Below are 16,824 nucleotides of genomic sequence, written 5' to 3' on the forward strand. Positions count from 1 at the left end.
CCTGCGTGCGCCGGTCAGCAAAGGGGCGTCAGTCTCTATCCTTTTCCAGCTTGATCGATGCCGAGTTGATGCAATAGCGCAGTCCGGTGGGCTGCGGCCCGTCTTCGAAGACGTGGCCGAGGTGGGCGCCGCACTGCTGGCAAAGCACTTCGGTGCGTACCATGAAATGGCTGCGGTCGATGGCGGACTCGACGTTATCGGGTTCAGCGGCCGTCCAGAAGCTGGGCCAGCCGCAACCGGCGTCGAACTTGTGCTCTGAGCGGAATAGCGGGGCGCCGCAGCAGACACAGTTGTAGGCCCCCTTGTCCCAGACGTTCCAGTACTCGCCGGTGAAGGCGCGCTCGGTGCCCTTCTCGCGCGTGACGTGGTACTGCATGTCGCTGAGTTGGGCACGCCATTCGGTGTCCGGTTTTTCGATCTTGCGAGTCATCGTCGTATGCCTGCCTGAGTAAGCGCTTAGTGCAGATGGCGCGGCATTTGTTCCGCGCGATCCTCGGGCATCTCTGCATGCACGACCTCGCCCTCGGGCGACGGGTACATCGGGGCGCCGCAGTCGTCGCAATACTCGAGCGGGAACTGGTGATCGAGGTGCACGACGTCATTCACGCCACACTCGCGCAGCACGGCTTCGATCTGCGCGGCGCAGTCGGTGCTGTCGTCCTCTGCGCCAAGCAGTGGCCAGACCACGCCATGCACGACCTGGTCGCTGCCGCGCACCGTGATGCCGACGCGGTACTCCTCGAGCTGGCGGTCCCAGAAGGGGGCAATGACTGCGCGAAGGTTGGCGGCCGGCGTTTCGAGCGCGGTGCCGAGGAAGGCCACCGAGGCGCGGATGGAGTAGGGGCGGCTGTCCTTGTCCGCCGCGCGGCTGGCGGCGAAGTAACTCTCGGGCAGCACGAGATCGATGGCGCAGCCCGGCAGCAGCGGCGCAAGGCAGGCGCCGCCCTGGGTGCGCCATTGGTCGCGGGCGGTGTCGCGGCTGCCGTCGTCTTCCTGCCAGCGGAAGAGGGCTGCGCCCCGCGGAACGGCGACCGCGGCGAGCAGGTAGCGGGTGTCCGACAGGAACTGCGCCGTTTCGGGCATGCCTTCGGTGCTGATCCGCAGGTCGTGGTTGTCCATTGCGGCGGTGCCCAGCACCTTGGCGAACTCTGCCGTGGCGCAGTAGCCCTGCGGCAACTGGTCGGGACTGAAGAGGAAGTCTGCCAGCGCAAGCCGTGCCCCCTTGGCGAGTACGTGCGCCTGCAGATGCACACGAAGGTTCGCCAGAACGGCCGGCGGAATGCTCGAGGCGGGAATGCGGTAGCGAGACCACGCCAGAATGGGGGCTGCGACCAACACCACGTCATGCGTCGAAAAAGCGCCGGCGGCACATTCGGCACGCGACTCGATGAAGTCGGCAAGTTCGTCGTAGGCGCGCGGTTCGGTGCTGTAGAGGTGATCGAGTGCTGCGTTGAGCGCCTCTTCCTCATCGTCGGCGAGATTCGCGTCGATGGTGCTGCTCAGTTGCTGGTCCCAATAGCGGTCTTCGACACGGCTGCCGGATTCGGTCAGTCCGTTGGCGAGCCAGACGAGTCTTTCGGCGATGCGGCCAAGGCCGCCACGGCGCTTGAGGCGCGTTCTTTTCATCGGGATGTCCTGTTGCTGTTGGGGCGTCCGCAGGCGCGGGCGCGACGGATCGTATTGTAGTCGATCGTGCGCGGAAGCCCCGTGCATCAGAATCCGGGGCGGTCGACGCGAACGGTCTGCAGGATCGTTGCGGAGATCTCCTCGATGGATTTCGTGGTCGAGTCGAGCCAGCGGATGTTCTCGCGCCGCATGAGCTTGTGTGCGGCGTCGATTTCGTAGCGACAGTTCTCGAACGAGGCATATCGGCTGTTCGGGCGGCGCTCCTGGCGGATCTGCGACAGGCGTTCCGGCGCGATGGTGAGGCCAAACAGTTTGGTGCGGTACTTGTGCAACTCGCCTGGCAGCTTGTTGCGCTCGAAGTCCTCGGGAATCAGCGGGTAGTTGGCGGCCTTGACGCCGAACTGCATCGCCAGGTAGAGGCTGGTAGGCGTCTTGCCGGAACGCGAGACGCCGACGAGGATCACGTCGGCTTCCGCGAGTTCGCCGTCGCTCGACACGCCGTCGTCGTGCGCCATCGCGAAGTTGATGGCTTCGATGCGGTGCTTGTAGTTGATGCTGTCGGCGATGCCGTGGAAGCGTCCGACAGCATGGGTCGAACGTTGCCCGAGTTCGGTTTCGAGCGGGCCGATGAAGCGTTCGAAGAGATCGAGGAACAGGGCGTCGGCCTTGTGCAGCGCAGCAATCGTGTCGTCGTTCACAAGGGTGCTGAACACGATCGGGCGGACGCCGTCGGCTGCGGCGGCCTCGCGAATCTGCGCCGCACATTCGATGGCCTTGTCGATGTCGTCCACGAACGGCGCACGGACCTGCCTGAACCTGCCTTCAGGAAACTGTGCAAGCAGGCTGTGGCCTAGGGTTTCGGCCGTGATGCCGGTGCCGTCGGAGACGAAGAATACGGTGCGGGTGGGCACTTCACTCATGATGGATACCTGTATGCGCCGGCCGGAGCGGCCGGGTGGGTATTGGGGCAAACCCTGTCGTGCGGCAGAGCACAATAAAACGGTAAAATCGCATTTTGCTTTCTATCTCCCTTTTGCGGAAGTCCAGCCATGACTCGCTACGTGATCCCTTTCAACGAACTGCGCATGACCGATGTCGAAAAGGTCGGCGGCAAGAACGCCTCGCTCGGCGAGATGATCAGCCAGCTGCCGTCCAGCGTACGCGTGCCCGGTGGTTTTGCGACGACCGCAGAAGCCTACCGCGAATTCCTTGCCCATGACGGCCTGGCTGATCGCATCAATGCCGCGCTCGACGCCCTCGACGTCGACGACGTCGACGCGCTGGCAAAGACCGGTGCGCAGATCCGCCAGTGGATCATCGACATTCCGTTCCCGGCTCAGCTCGAAGCGGAGATCAAGTCGGCGTACGAGAAGATTACCGCCGAAGGCGAGGGCAGTTTTGCCGTGCGCTCGTCGGCAACCGCCGAAGACCTGCCGGACGCTTCTTTTGCCGGCCAGCAGGAGACCTTCCTGAACATTCACGGCTACGAGAGCATCCTGCATGCCATGAAGGAAGTGTTCGCGTCGCTCTACAACGACCGCGCGATCGCCTACCGCGTTCACAAGAACTTTGCCCACGCCGACGTGGCGCTGTCGGCCGGCGTGCAGCGCATGGTGCGCTCGGACTCAGGTGCCTCGGGCGTCATGTTCTCGATCGACACCGAGTCGGGTTTCGATCAGGTCGTGTTCATCACCGCGTCCTACGGCCTGGGAGAGACGGTGGTGCAGGGTGCAGTGAACCCGGACGAGTTCTACGTGCACAAGCCCACGCTGGCGCTCGACAAGCCGGCGATCATCCGCCGCAACCTGGGCTCCAAGCTGATCAAGATGGTGTTCACCGACAAGGCCGTGGCGGGTAAGTCGGTTCGCACGGTGGATGTGCCCGAAGCCGATCGCAACCGCTTCTCGCTGACCGACGAGGATGTGCTGGAGTTGGCCCGCTACGCGGTGATCATCGAGAAGCACTACGGCCGCCCGATGGACATCGAGTGGGGCAAGGATGGCGTCGACGGCAAGCTCTACATCCTGCAGGCGCGACCCGAGACCGTGAAGAGCCAGGACACCGGTCTGGTGATGGAGAAGTACCGCCTCAAGCAGTACGGCAAGGCGCTGACGCACGGCCGTGCCATCGGCCAGAAGATCGGCGCCGGCGTGGTGCGGGTGGTGAGCGATGCCTCCGAGATGAATCGCGTGCAGGCGGGCGACGTGCTCGTCACCGACATGACCGACCCGAACTGGGAGCCGGTGATGAAGCGCGCCAGCGCCATCGTCACCAACCGCGGCGGCCGTACCTGCCACGCTGCGATCATCGCGCGCGAACTGGGTATCCCCGCCATCGTCGGCTGCGGCAACGCGACCGACGTCCTCAACGAGGGTGAATCCGTCACCGTGTCCTGCGCCGAAGGCGATACCGGCTACGTGTATCGCGGCAAGCTCGACTACGAGGTTATCACCACCGACATGGGCAACCTGCCCGAGATTCCGGTGAAGATCATGATGAACGTGGGCAACCCCGAGCTCGCCTTCGAGTTCGCGCAGATCCCCAACGGCGGTGTAGGCCTGGCTCGCCTCGAGTTCGTCATCAACAACATGATCGGCATCCACCCGAAGGCGATCCTCGATCTCGGTCAGGTGCCGGCCAACTTGCGGGACGAGATCAATCGCCGCTCGCGTGGCTACGCGACGCCCAAGCAGTTCTTCATCGAGAAGCTGGTCGAGGGCGTGGCGACCATCGCCGCCGCCTTCTATCCGAAGCCCGTGATCGTGCGCATGTCCGACTTCAAGTCGAACGAGTACCGCAAGCTGCTCGGCGGCGAGATCTATGAGCCCGAAGAAGAGAACCCGATGCTCGGCTTCCGTGGCGCCTCGCGCTACATCGCCCACAGCTTCCGCGACTGCTTCGAGATGGAAGTGGCGGCGATGAAGAAGGTGCGCAACGAGTTGGGCCTGACCAACGTTCAGATCATGATCCCGTTCGTGCGCAACCTCGAAGAGGCCGCCGGCGTGGTCGATCTGCTGGCCGAGCACGGCCTCAAGCGCGGTGTGAACGACCTCAAGCTGATCATGATGTGCGAGATCCCGTCCAACGCCATCCTGGCCGAGCAGTTCCTGCAGTACTTCGACGGTTTCTCGATCGGCTCGAACGATCTGACCCAGCTCACGCTTGGCCTGGATCGCGACTCCGGTCTGGTGGCGCATGCCTTCGACGAGCGCGACCCGGCGGTCAAGCAGTTGCTGTCGATGTCGATCCAGGCGGCCAACAAGCTCGGCAAGTACGTCGGTATTTGCGGTCAGGGGCCGTCCGACCACGCCGATTTCGCCGAGTGGCTGATGGATGAGGGGATCCAGACCATCTCGCTGAACCCGGATACCGTGGTCGACACCTGGTTGAAGCTGGCCGCGCATCGCGCCCAATAAGCTGGGCGCCGGCCGCGAGCCGGTGCTGAAGTGAGGAACGAGGGAGGGGCGTGATGCCCGCTCCCTCGTTCCTTTTTTCTCCCCATGAAAAAGCCCGGCCGAGGCAGGTTTCCCTTGGCCGGGCTGTGGCGCTGCGCCGCGGGTGGCGGCGAGCGCTTACCTGCTTAGGCGACGACGACCGGGATCTTGCCGATCTTCGCCTGCCACTCCTTGGGGCCGGTGTTGTGGACGCTGGTGCCGTTGGCGTCGACCGCGACCGTCACCGGCATGTCCTGCACGGTGAATTCGTAGATCGCTTCCATGCCGAGGTCCTCGAAGCCGACGACCTTGGCTTCCTTGATCGCCTTCGACACCAGGTAGGCGGCACCGCCCACGGCCATCAGGTAGGCCGACTTGTTGTCCTTGATCGCCTCGATCGCGACCGGGCCGCGCTCGGACTTGCCGATCATCGAGATCAGGCCGGTCTTCTCCAGCATCATGCGGGTGAACTTGTCCATGCGCGTGGCGGTGGTGGGGCCGGCCGGGCCGACGACTTCGTCACGCACCGGGTCGACCGGGCCGACGTAGTAGATGACGCGATTGGTGAAATCGACCGGCAGCTTCTCGCCCTTCTCCAGCATGTCGGCGATGCGCTTGTGCGCGGCGTCGCGGCCGGTGAGCATCTTGCCGTTCAGCAGCAGGATCTGGCCTGGCTTCCAGGAGGCCACTTCTTCCTTGGTCAGCGTGTCGAGGTTCACGCGGGTGGCGACGTTGGTGTCGGCCTTCCAGGTGACCTGCGGCCAGTCTTCGAGCTTCGGCGTCGGCAGCTGGGCCGGGCCGGAGCCGTCGAGGTGGAAATGCACGTGGCGGGTGGCGGCACAGTTGGGGATCATCGCCACCGGCAGCGACGCGGCGTGCGTCGGGTAGTCCATGATCTTCACGTCGAGCACGGTGGTGAGGCCGCCCAGGCCCTGCGCGCCGATGCCGAGCGCGTTGACCTTGTCCATCAGTTCCAGGCGCAGCTCCTCGACGCGGGACAGCTTGGCGCCCGAGGCGGCCTTCTCGCGCAGTGCGTGGATGTTGACCGGCTCCATCAGCGATTCCTTGGCCAGCAACATCGCCTTCTCGGGCGTGCCACCGATGCCGATGCCGAGGATGCCCGGCGGACACCAGCCCGCGCCCATGGTCGGTACGGTCTTCAACACCCAGTCGACGATCGAGTCGGACGGGTTGAGCATGACCATCTTCGACTTGTTCTCGGAGCCGCCGCCCTTGGCTGCGCAGATGACTTCGACTTCGTCACCTTCGACGATCTCGTAGTGGACCACGGCCGGCGTGTTGTCCTTGCTGTTCTGACGCTTGCCCGCAGGGTCCAGCAGCACCGAGGCGCGCAGCTTGTTGTCGGGGTTGTTGTAGGCGCGGCGCACGCCCTCGTTGATCATCTCCTGGACGCTCCGCTTCGCATCCCACTGGACGTTCATGCCGACCTTGAGGAAGACGACGGCGATACCGGTGTCCTGGCAGATCGGGCGATGACCCTCGGCGGCCATGCGCGAGTTGGTCAGGATCTGCGCGATCGCGTCCTTCGCGGCCGGGCTCTCTTCGCGTTCGTAGGCTTCGCCGAGTGCCTGGATGTAATCGAGCGGGTGGTAGTAGCTGATGTACTGGAACGCATCCGCAATCGACTGAATGAGGTCTTCTTCGCGAATAATCGTCATGACGCTTGGTCTCCGGATGACTTGAGGGGCAGAATGCCGTAGGTGGATCGCAGCTCGATCAACGTTGGAATTTTAGCACCGCGCCCCGGCCGCGTCCTTCATGGCCCCGATAGCAGGCATGTAAGTCCTGTGTAAGATACATGTTCTTAAATGCATGCCATTCGGCGGCAGCCCGGTGACCGGTTGTCGAAACGGATGAACGGATTTCAAGACTGGAGCCAACCAGTCGAGGACCCGCAATGGGTCGGCTTCAACCATTTGATCAGTTGAGGAGAGGTGAGCATGTCCAACGAACAGCAAGTCCGCATTTACAACCCGTCGGAAGAGATGGTGAAGAACGCCGCGGTTTCCGGCATGGACGGATACCGAGCGCTGTGCAAGGAAGCAGAGGACGACTACGAGGGCTTCTGGGGCCGCCGCGCCAAGGAACTGATCGACTGGAAGGTGCCGTTCACCCAGGTGCTCGACGAGAGCAATGCGCCGTTCTTCAAGTGGTTTGCCGACGGCAAGCTCAACGTCTCGTACAACTGCCTCGACCGCAACGTCAATAACGGCCTGGGTGAAAAGGTCGCGCTGATCTTCGAAGGCGACAACGGCGACGTCACTCGCGTCACCTACAAGGATCTGCTCGGCCGCGTCAGCAAGTTCGCCAATGCCCTGCGCGGCATGGGCGTCAAGAAGGGCGACCGCGTCGTCATCTACCTGCCGATGTCGATCGAAGGCGTCGTCGCGATGCAGGCCTGCGCCCGTATCGGTGCCACCCACTCGATCGTTTTCGGTGGGTTCTCGGCACACGCGCTGCGCGACCGCATCGAGGATGCGGGCGCGGTCGCCCTGATCACCTCGGACGGCCAGCACCGCGGCGGCAAGGCGCTGCCGCTCAAGCCCATCGCCGACGAAGCCCTGTCGCTGGGTGGCTGCGACACGATCAAGAACGTCGTGGTGGTCAAGCGCACCGGCGGCGACTGCAACATGGTGGCCGGTCGTGACAGCTGGTTCCACGACGTGTGTGCCAACCAGTCGGACGTCTGCGAGCCGGAGTGGGTCGAGGCCGAGCATCCGCTGTTCATCCTCTACACCTCGGGTTCGACGGGCAAGCCGAAGGGCGTCCAGCACTCCTCGGGCGGCTACCTGCTGCAGGCCGTGCTGTCGATGAAGTACACCTTCGACATCAAGCCGAACGACATCTTCTGGTGCACCGCGGACATCGGCTGGGTCACCGGCCACACCTACATCACCTACGGCCCGCTCGCCTGCGGTGCGACCGAGATCGTGTTCGAGGGCGTGCCGACCTATCCGGATGCAGGTCGCTTCTGGAAGATGATCCAGGACCACAAGGTCAGCATCTTCTACACCGCGCCGACCGCGATCCGCTCGTTGATCAAGGCCGCGGACAACAACCCGACCGTGCATCCCACCAGGTACGACCTGTCCAGCCTGCGCCTGCTCGGCTCGGTGGGCGAACCGATCAACCCGGCGGCCTGGGAGTGGTACTACCAGAACGTCGGTGGCAGCCGCTGTCCGATCGTCGATACCTTCTGGCAGACGGAAACCGGCGCCCACATGATCACGCCGATGCCGGGTGCCACGCCGATGGTGCCGGGCTCCTGCACGCTGCCCTTCCCAGGCATCCAGGCTGCGGTGGTCGACGAGACCGGTACCGAAGTGCCGTGGGGGCAGGGCGGGATTCTGGTGGTCAAGAAGCCGTGGCCGTCGATGATCCGCACCATCTGGGGCGATCCGGACCGCTTCGTGAAGTCCTACTACCCGGCGGACTTCCAGGGCAAGCTCTACCTCGCTGGCGACGGCGCGATCCGCGACGTGGAAACGGGCTACTTCACGATCACCGGCCGCATCGACGACGTGCTGAACGTGTCCGGTCACCGCATGGGCACCATGGAAATCGAATCGGCGCTGGTGGCGCACGAAAAGGTTGCCGAGGCTGCCGTCGTTGGCCGTCCGGACGATGTGACCGGCGAGGCGATCGTGGCCTTCGTGGTGCTGAAGGGGCCGCGCCCCACCGGCGAAGAGGCTGCCAAGACGATCAAGGAACTGCAGAACTGGGTTGGACTCGAGATCGGGCCGATCGCCAAGCCGAAGGACATCCGCTTTGGCGAGAACCTGCCGAAGACCCGCTCGGGCAAGATCATGCGCCGTCTGCTGCGCCAGCTTGCCAAGGGTGAGGACGTCACGCAGGACACCTCGACGCTCGAGAACCCGCACATCCTCGAGCAGCTCAAGGGCTGACCGGTTTCAGGCCGGGCAGGTGTCCGGCCTGCAATGATCGACAGGGGAGGACCCGGCGCGATGCCGGGTGGGAAGGGGAGACGGGCGCGCAGTGCGCGCCCCCTGTTCGTACGGTGCGCCCAACCTGCCACTCAGAGCAGGGGGCGCATTCGTCTTTTGGTCGGGGCGTCCATCATGGGAGGGACATGATGCGCAAGGCACTCGCGGGGCAGCGCCTGGTGGCGGTGTTCATCGCCGGCGTACTGCTGCTCAATTTTCCCTTGCTCGCGCTGTTTGACGGGCCGTCGACGCTGTTCGGCTGGCCCTTGCTCCATGTCTATCTGTTCGGCGTGTGGTCCGCGCTGATCGTGCTCGTGGCCTGGATCGTCGAGCGCGGGGCGCGCTGAGGAAGGTGCGATGCTGCCAGGCTGGCTGATCGTCGGCGTATCGTTCGCCTATCTGCTGACGCTGTTCGCAATAGCCTATGTCGGCGACCGCCGCGCGGATCAGGGGCGCTCCATCATCGCCAACCCCTGGACCTACGGCCTCTCCCTGGCCGTCTATTGCACTGCGTGGACCTATTTCGGCAGTGTCGGGCGTGCAGCATCGGGCGGAATCTGGTTCCTGCCCACCTACCTGGGGCCGACCCTGGGCATGGCACTGGCCTGGCTGGTGGTGCTCAAGATGATCCGCATCGCGCGCAGTCATCGCATCACCTCGATTGCGGACTTCGTCGCGTCACGCTATGGCAAGAGCCATCTGCTCGGTGGCCTGGTGACCGTCATCGCGGTCGTCGGCATCGTTCCCTATATCGCGCTGCAACTGAAGGCCGTCTCGAGCGCCTATGCACTCCTCATCGAGGATGCCGACACGCTGCTGCACCTTGGCGAGTCGGGCGGCTGGTGGCTGGACAGCACCCTTTACGTCGCCCTGACGCTGGCGGCGTTCACCGTCCTGTTCGGCACGCGGCACCTCGACACGACCGAGCGCCACGAAGGCATGGTGGCCGCGATTGCGTTCGAGTCGGTCGTCAAGCTGCTGGCATTCCTCGCCGTCGGGTTCTATGTCACCTACGTCCTTTACGACGGCTTTGGCGACCTGTACGCGCGCGCCCTTGCTGAGCCCGGACTTGCCGCCCTGCTCGCGTTCAACGGCAGCGGACAAAGCGGATACGGCGGCTGGTTCGCCTATGTCCTGCTGGCCATGCTGTCGGTGATCTTCCTGCCGCGTCAGTTCCAGATCGCCGTCGTCGAGAACGTCAATGAGCAGCATCTGCGGCGGGCGACGTGGCTGTTTCCCGCTTATCTGCTGGCGATCAACATCTTCGTCATCCCGATTGCGCTCGGCGGCCTGCTGCATTTCGGGCGGGGCACGGTCGACCCCGATACCTTCGTGCTGACCTTGCCGCTCGCCCACGACAATGCCGCGCTGGCGCTGTTCGCCTTCATCGGCGGGCTCTCGGCGGCGACCGGGATGGTCATCGTCGAGGCGATCGCCTTGTCGACCATGGTCTGCAACGACCTCGTGATGCCGCTGCTGTTGCGCAGTCGCCGCCTTGCGCTGTCCGAGCAGCGCGACCTGACCCGCCTCCTGCTCGGCATCCGTCGGGGCGCGATCGTCGGCGTGCTCCTGCTGGGCTACGTCTATTTCAGGCTCGCCGGTGAAGCCTATGCGCTGGTCAGCATCGGCCTCATCAGCTTTGCAGCCGTCTCGCAGTTTGCCCCTGTCGTGCTCGGCGGCATGTACTGGCGGGGCGGCACGCGGGAGGGCGCGTTTGCCGGTTTGCTGGCCGGATTCGTGGTGTGGGGCTATACCCTCCTGCTACCCTCGTTCGCGAAGTCGGGCTGGCTCGACCCGTACTTCCTGCAGCACGGACTGTTCGGCTTGAGCTGGTTGAGGCCCGAACACCTGTTCGGCCTGACCGGGCTCGACAACATCAGCCATTCACTGTTCTGGAGCATGCTGGCGAACATCGGCTGCTACGTGTTCGTGTCGCTGCTGCGCGTACCGACCGGCGTCGAGGCGAGCCAGGCGGCGCTGTTCGTCGATGTCGGTCGTCGCGGCGATCCGCGTCCCGCCGGGTTCTGGCGTGCGGGGGCCGAGGTGGCAGACCTCGTACCGCTGGTGGCGCGTTTTCTCGGACAGCGTCGCGCCGAAGAGACCTTTGGTGCCTATGCACGGGCGCACGGGCTGGAGCGCATCGATCAGCTCAAGGCCGATCCGGAGCTTGCGCACTTTGCCGAGTCGCTGCTTGCCGGGGCGATCGGCAGCGCGTCGGCGCGCGTGATGGTGGCGACGGTGGTGCAGGAGGAGCCGCTCGGCCTCGGCGAGGTGATGGACATCCTCGACGAGGCCTCCCAGGTCCGTGCCTATTCGCACCAGCTCGAGGAGAAGTCGCGGGCGCTCGAGGCCGCCACCGCGGAACTGCGCGCGGCCAACGAGAAGCTCAAGGAACTCGATCGCCTGAAGGACGATTTCATGTCTTCGGTCACGCACGAGTTGCGCACGCCCTTGACCTCGATCCGGGCGCTGTCCGAGATGATGAAGGATGATCCGGACATCGACGTGGAGGATCGTCAGCGCTTTCTCGGCATCATCGTGTCCGAGACGGTGCGGCTGACCAGGCTCGTCAACCAGGTGCTGGACATGGCGAAGATCGAGTCGGGTCATGCCGAATGGCACAACACCGACATCGATATGTGCGAACTGGTGAGCCATGCCGTCGATGCGACACAACAGTTGTTCCGCGACCGCCGCGCGCAGGTCGAGCTCGATCTGCCCGAACATGTGCCGCTGCTGCGGGCCGACCACGATCGTCTGCTGCAGGTGATGCTGAATCTGTTGTCCAACGCAGCCAAGTTCGTTCCGGTGGACAGCGGTCACGTGCTGGTGCGGCTGCGCCGCAATGGACAGTGGCTGCGGGTCGATGTGCGTGACAACGGTCCCGGGATCGAGCCCGCCCTCGAGCCCGAGATCTTCCAGAAGTTCAGGCAGGGTGGCGACGAGCGTTCGCGCCCGCAGGGCACCGGGCTGGGCTTGCCGATCAGCCGGCAGATCGTGGAGCACTTCGGCGGACGGCTGTGGCTGGAGTCGGTACCCGGGGAGGGGGCGACGTTTTCATTCGAGCTGCCGCTGCCGTCGGCTGCAGGCGGCGAATGACATAGAATGGCGCAGGAGGGAGGAGAAGCGCATGAGTAAAAAGATTCTGATTGCAGACGACGAGCAGAACATCGTAATTTCCCTGGAATTCCTCATGAAGCGCGAGGGCTTCGAAGTGCTGGTGGCGACCGACGGCGAGGAGGCCGTGGCGCGAATCCGCAAGGACTGTCCCGATCTGGTGCTGCTCGATGTCATGATGCCCAAGAAGAGTGGCTTCGAAGTCTGCCAGGAGATCAAGTCCGATCCGGCACTGGGCGGGGTCCGCATCCTGATGCTGACGGCAAAGGGGCGTGACACCGAAGTCGCCAAGGGGCTCGCGCTGGGCGCGGACGCCTACATGACCAAGCCTTTCTCGACCAAGGAGCTCGTCGAAAAAGTCCGCAGCCTGCTGGGGGCGTGACCATGTCCGCCCGGCTCCGGTTCGCGCTCGCGGTGGTCGTGCTGGGACTGCTGATGACGGGCCCCTTCATCCTCACTGCGCTCATCGTCTGGTTCGAGACCGAGGGCGATGGCCGACAGCAACTCGTCGATGTGCTCGCGCCACATCTGGGGGTGGGGATGATGCTGACCCTCCTTGGTTTTGCTGCCGGCGTCGGGGTGCTGCGGACGCTGTTCCGCCAATACGTGCAGGGCCTGCTGCGCATGGCCGAGAATCTGCGCCTGATGCTGGGCGCAAACCGTGGTTTCCGCGTGCAGCCCGACGGACCGCCCGAAGTGCAGATGCTCGCGGTTGCCGCCAACGAGCTGGCGAGCCAGCGCGACGAGATCTTCGGCGACGTCGAGGCGCAGATCGCGCGTGCGAAGGATTCGGTGGAGCAGGAGAAGAACCGCCTCGCGGCGCTGATGTCCGAGCTGACCCAGAGCGTCGTCGTCTGCAACCTCGACGGACGCATCCTGCTCTACAACAACCGCGCACGCATGCAGTTCCGCGCGCTGTCCGACGCGCCTGGCGTGGCGGGCGGTGGCGAGCTGATCGGCCTCGGCCGCTCCATCTATGCGGTGTTCGAACGCAACCTGATTGCCCACGCGCTTGAAACCATCCAGCAGCGCCTGAAGCGCGGGGTCGCACAACCGCAGGCGAATTTCGTCACGACGACCCGTGCAGGCCAGCTGCTGCGCGTGCAGATGTCGCCGGTGCTGGCGGTCGCACGCAGCGAGGAAAAGATCGAAGGCGGGGAGGCTGTGCCCGAGCGCACCTTCACCGGCTTCATCCTGATGCTCGACAACATCACGCGGAACTTCGAGACCGAGTCGCGGCGCGACCAGATGCTGCACAACCTCACGGAAGGCAACCGCGCCTCGCTGGGGAATGTCCGGGCCGCTGCCGAAATGCTCGAATACGGCGACCTGCCCGACGAGATGCGTGACCGCTTCCGCAAGGTCATTCGCGATGAGGTGCAGGCCATGGGCCAGCGCCTGAACGATACCGCAAGCGAGTTTGCGGATTCGCTGAAGGTGCGCTGGCCGCTGGAGGAGATGCTGGGGGCCGATCTCATCGCGGCGGTGCAGCGCCGCATCGAGGAGCGCATCGGCTTGCCTACCAAGCTCGAGGAGGTGGACGAGCGCCTGTGGGTGAAGGTCGACAGCTTCTCGCTGATGCAGGCGCTGACCTACCTCGCAAACCGTCTTTCCGACGAGTTCGAGGTGCGCGAGGTGCGTTTCCGCCTGAGTTCGGCGGGCCGGCTCGTTCACCTCGACCTGATCTGGTCGGGCCAGGCGATGAGCACCGAGACGGTCATGAGCTGGGAGCTCGAGCCGATGAAGATCGACGACGAGAGCAGCCCGCTGACGGTGCGCGACGTCATCGACCGCCACGACGGCGAGATGTGGCTCGAGCGCGAGAAGGTCCGCCATCGTGCCTTCTTCCGCATCCTGTTGCCTGCCGCCATCCCGCAGGAGCAGTCGGAAGCGGAACTCTTCCTGCGTGGCGAGAGCCGTCCCGAGTACTACGACTTTGACCTGTTCGCGTGGTCGGAGAAATCGCACGGTATCGAGGATCGCCCGCTCACCGAACTTGCGTTCACGGTTTTCGACACGGAGACGACGGGCCTGAACCCGTCGCAGGGCGACGAGATCATCCAGATCGGCGCAACGCGGGTGCTCAACGGCAAGCTCTTGCGCAACGAGTCCTTCGAGCAGTTGATCGACCCGCGCCGCCCGCTGGCTGCCGAGTCGGCGAAAATCCACGGCATCACGGCCGAGATGCTGCGCGGACAGCCCACCATCGAGTCGGTGCTGCCGGCTTTCCACGCATTTGCCGCGGATACCGTGCTGATCGCGCACAACGCCGCGTTCGACATGCGCTTCCTGCAGTTGAAGGAAGCGCAGACCGGGCTCCGCTTCGACCAGCCTGTCATCGACACCCTGCTGTTGTCGGCCGTCGTGCATCCGAACCAGGAGTCGCATCGGCTCGAGGCGATTGCCGAGCGCCTCGGCCTGACCATCGTCGGTCGTCACACCGCACTGGGCGACGCGATCGTCACCGCCGAGGTGTTCCTCAAGCTCCTGCCGCTGCTGGCCGAGAAGGGCATTCGTACCCTGCGCGAAGCGCGCGAGGCGGCGGAAAAGACCTACTACGCGCGGATCAAGTATTGATGGACTGCGCTGCGGGGTTGCGAACCGGCCGGCGGAGGGGACGATGAGCAACCCTTCGGCGTTCGCGCGCCGCCTGCGACGCTATTACGCCTGGTACACCGGTACCTTCCTGCTGTTCGTGATCGGCCTCGCGATTGGCGAGTACTACGGGCTGTCGTCGCACCTGATCGGTCACATCTTCCTGTTCGTCACCATCGCCATCTACGCCGGTATCGGCGTGATGAGCCGTACCTCCGACGTGTCGGAGTATTACGTCGCGGGACGTCGTGTGCCCGCCATGTTCAACGGCATGGCGACCGCGGCGGACTGGATGAGCGCGGCCTCGTTCATCGGCCTGGCGGGCACGCTGTACTTCTCGGGCTTCGAAGGACTGGCCTTCGTCACCGGCTGGACCGGAGGCTTCGTGCTGGTGGCCTTGTTGCTGGCGCCCTACCTGCGCAAGTTCGGCCAATACACCATTCCGGATTTCCTTGGCGCGCGCTACGAGGGCAACGTGGCGCGCCTGGTGGGACTGGGGGCCACGATTCTCGCGAGCTTCGTCTATCTGGTCGCGCAGATCTATGGCGTGGGCCTCGTCACCAGCCGCTTCGTCAGCATCGAGTTCGAGATCGGTCTGTTCGTCGGGCTGGCCGGCATCCTCGTGTGCTCATTCCTCGGCGGCATGCGGGCGGTGACCTGGACCCAGGTGGCACAGTACGTGATCCTGATCATCGCCTACCTCGTGCCGGTGGTGATCCTGTCGTACAAGCTCACCGGCATCCCGATCCCGCAGGCGGTGTATGGCACGGTGCTGCAACAGATCAGCGAGCGCGAGCAGGATCTGTTCGAGGCGCCCAGCGAGATCGAGGTCCGCTCCCTGTACCGCCTTCGCGCCGAGGGCTATGCGGCCAAGATCGACGCGCTGCCCGGTTCGCTCGAGGTCGAGCGGCGCGCCTTGATCGAGCGCCTCAATGCGCTGCGGCTCGGTAATGCGTCGGCGCGTGACATCGCCCTGACCGAACGCACGCTGCGCGACCTCCCGCGCACGGCCGACGAGGCCCGTGTGCAATGGGAGAAGGCGCGGATCGATGCGCTCGAGCGCGCGCGACCGCCGCCGCGGCATGCGCAGGCGCACCCCGGCGCTACGCCCGAAGAATCAGCCGTGGCCCGCAACAACTTCCTTGCGCTCATGTTCGTGCTGATGGTCGGTACGGCCGCGCTGCCGCACATCCTGATGCGCTACTACACCACGCCCGGTGTCACCGACGCACGCAAGTCGGTGCTGTGGTCGCTGTTCTTCATCTTCCTGCTGTATGTCACCGCGCCGGCCTACGCCGTGTTCGCCAAGTGGGAGGTGTACCACAACGTCGTGGGGTCGAGCCTCAGCATCCTGCCCGAGTGGGTGGCGTCATGGGGCAAGGTGGGGCTGGTCCGCATCGAGGACCTGAACGCCGATGGCATCCTGCAGCTGGCGGAACTGCGCCTGAACACCGATGTGATCGTGCTGGCCACGCCCGAGATCGCCGGCTTGCCTTACGTCGTGTCGGGTCTGGTGGCAGCTGGCGGTCTGGCCGCTGCGTTGTCGACCGCCGATGGCTTGCTGCTGACGATCTCGAATGCGCTGTCGCATGATCTGTACTACAAGGTCATCAACCCGGCGGCGACGACCCACCGCCGGCTCGTGATCTCGAAATCGCAGCTGCTGGTGGTGGCAGTGGTGGCCGCGTGGGTTGCGTCGCTGCGCCCGGACAACATCCTGTTCATGGTGGGGCTGGCCTTCTCGATCGGGGCCTCGGCCTTCTTTCCGGCACTGGTATTGGGCATCTTCTGGAAGCGGGCAAACCGTCCGGGCGCGGTTGCGGGCATGCTGCTGGGACTGGCCGTTACGCTGTACTACGTCGTCCGCACGCACAGCTTCTTCGGCGGCTCGATGAGCAATGCCTGGTTCGACATCAACCCGATCTCAGCAGGGGTGTTTGGCGTGCCGCTCGGTTTCCTGACGATCGTGCTGGTCAGCCTGGCCACGCGTCCGCCGCCACAGGAGATCCAGGACCTGGTCGATTACGTGCGCTATCCGCAACTGCCGCCGGATCACGACCGTTCGCCTCGAAGCTGAGGGCGGCATG

The 16,824-nt window shown here is 64.6% G+C and carries 11 protein-coding genes; 7 read left to right on the plus strand and 4 right to left on the minus strand.

Annotated elements, in window-relative coordinates:
- Nucleotides 1-28: 28 nt before the first annotated feature.
- From msrB to ppsR, 3 genes are all read right to left on the minus strand, one after another.
- The gene (gene msrB / locus AC731_RS03965) at nt 29-430 is read right to left on the minus strand and encodes a peptide-methionine (R)-S-oxide reductase MsrB (RefSeq protein ID WP_048709389.1); all 402 of its coding nucleotides are present in this window, start codon (nt 428-430) and stop codon (nt 29-31) included.
- A 26-nt stretch (nt 431-456) separates the two neighbouring features.
- Entirely contained in the window at nt 457-1,626 is a 1,170-nt protein-coding gene (locus AC731_RS03970; RefSeq protein WP_004251911.1) for a DUF2863 family protein, read from the minus strand.
- Between the two features lie 86 nt (nt 1,627-1,712).
- Nucleotides 1,713-2,546, minus strand: coding sequence for a posphoenolpyruvate synthetase regulatory kinase/phosphorylase PpsR (ppsR, locus tag AC731_RS03975; RefSeq protein WP_004251909.1), 834 nt, complete (start codon nt 2,544-2,546; stop codon nt 1,713-1,715).
- A 129-nt stretch (nt 2,547-2,675) separates the two neighbouring features.
- Here ppsR and ppsA point away from each other — a divergent pair, with 129 nt between their 5' ends.
- Nucleotides 2,676-5,042 carry a phosphoenolpyruvate synthase gene (gene ppsA, locus AC731_RS03980; protein WP_048709391.1) on the plus strand — a complete coding sequence of 789 codons (2,367 nt, stop codon included), beginning with the start codon at nt 2,676-2,678 and terminating at the stop codon, nt 5,040-5,042.
- A 164-nt stretch (nt 5,043-5,206) separates the two neighbouring features.
- On the opposite strand, the gene AC731_RS03985 is transcribed toward ppsA, so the two are convergent.
- The gene (locus tag AC731_RS03985) at nt 5,207-6,739 is read right to left on the minus strand and encodes a fumarate hydratase (protein WP_048709393.1); all 1,533 of its coding nucleotides are present in this window, start codon (nt 6,737-6,739) and stop codon (nt 5,207-5,209) included.
- A gap of 282 nt (nt 6,740-7,021) precedes the next feature.
- Between AC731_RS03985 and acs the strand changes: the two genes are divergently transcribed.
- From acs to AC731_RS04015, 6 genes are all read left to right on the plus strand, one after another.
- A complete protein-coding gene (acs, locus tag AC731_RS03990; protein WP_048709395.1) occupies nt 7,022-8,986 on the plus strand; it encodes an acetate--CoA ligase in 1,965 nt (654 codons plus the stop codon).
- Between the two features lie 188 nt (nt 8,987-9,174).
- Entirely contained in the window at nt 9,175-9,372 is a 198-nt protein-coding gene (locus tag AC731_RS03995) for a hypothetical protein (RefSeq protein ID WP_205626657.1), read from the plus strand.
- A 10-nt stretch (nt 9,373-9,382) separates the two neighbouring features.
- On the plus strand, nt 9,383-12,124 hold the full coding sequence (locus AC731_RS04000) for a sensor histidine kinase (RefSeq protein WP_048709398.1): 2,742 nt from the start codon (nt 9,383-9,385) through the stop codon (nt 12,122-12,124).
- Between the two features lie 31 nt (nt 12,125-12,155).
- Complete coding sequence (locus AC731_RS04005; RefSeq protein ID WP_004251893.1) at nt 12,156-12,524, plus strand: response regulator transcription factor; 369 nt, start codon at nt 12,156-12,158, stop codon at nt 12,522-12,524.
- A gap of 2 nt (nt 12,525-12,526) precedes the next feature.
- The gene (locus AC731_RS04010) at nt 12,527-14,719 is read left to right on the plus strand and encodes an exonuclease domain-containing protein (RefSeq protein WP_048709400.1); all 2,193 of its coding nucleotides are present in this window, start codon (nt 12,527-12,529) and stop codon (nt 14,717-14,719) included.
- Nucleotides 14,720-14,762: 43 nt separating this feature from the next.
- Entirely contained in the window at nt 14,763-16,814 is a 2,052-nt protein-coding gene (locus AC731_RS04015) for a VC_2705 family sodium/solute symporter (protein ID WP_048709402.1), read from the plus strand.
- Nucleotides 16,815-16,824: the final 10 nt, after the last annotated feature.

The sequence above is a fragment of the Thauera humireducens genome, assembly GCF_001051995.2.
GTDB lineage: Bacteria > Pseudomonadota > Gammaproteobacteria > Burkholderiales > Rhodocyclaceae > Thauera > Thauera humireducens.

Bases quoted from the DNA above. Each gene is read 5' to 3' on its own strand.
- AC731_RS03995 (WP_205626657.1), top strand. From the start codon at position 9,175: ATGCGCAAGGCACTCGCGGGGCAGCGCCTGGTGGCGGTGTTCATCGCC.
- AC731_RS04010 (WP_048709400.1), top strand. From the start codon at position 12,527: ATGTCCGCCCGGCTCCGGTTCGCGCTCGCGGTGGTCGTGCTGGGACTG.
- ppsA (WP_048709391.1), top strand. From the start codon at position 2,676: ATGACTCGCTACGTGATCCCTTTCAACGAACTGCGCATGACCGATGTC.
- ppsR (WP_004251909.1), bottom strand. From the start codon at position 2,546: ATGAGTGAAGTGCCCACCCGCACCGTATTCTTCGTCTCCGACGGCACC.
- AC731_RS03985 (WP_048709393.1), bottom strand. From the start codon at position 6,739: ATGACGATTATTCGCGAAGAAGACCTCATTCAGTCGATTGCGGATGCG.
- msrB (WP_048709389.1), bottom strand. From the start codon at position 430: ATGACTCGCAAGATCGAAAAACCGGACACCGAATGGCGTGCCCAACTC.
- AC731_RS04015 (WP_048709402.1), top strand. From the start codon at position 14,763: ATGAGCAACCCTTCGGCGTTCGCGCGCCGCCTGCGACGCTATTACGCC.
- AC731_RS04000 (WP_048709398.1), top strand. From the start codon at position 9,383: ATGCTGCCAGGCTGGCTGATCGTCGGCGTATCGTTCGCCTATCTGCTG.
- AC731_RS03970 (WP_004251911.1), bottom strand. From the start codon at position 1,626: ATGAAAAGAACGCGCCTCAAGCGCCGTGGCGGCCTTGGCCGCATCGCC.
- acs (WP_048709395.1), top strand. From the start codon at position 7,022: ATGTCCAACGAACAGCAAGTCCGCATTTACAACCCGTCGGAAGAGATG.
- AC731_RS04005 (WP_004251893.1), top strand. From the start codon at position 12,156: ATGAGTAAAAAGATTCTGATTGCAGACGACGAGCAGAACATCGTAATT.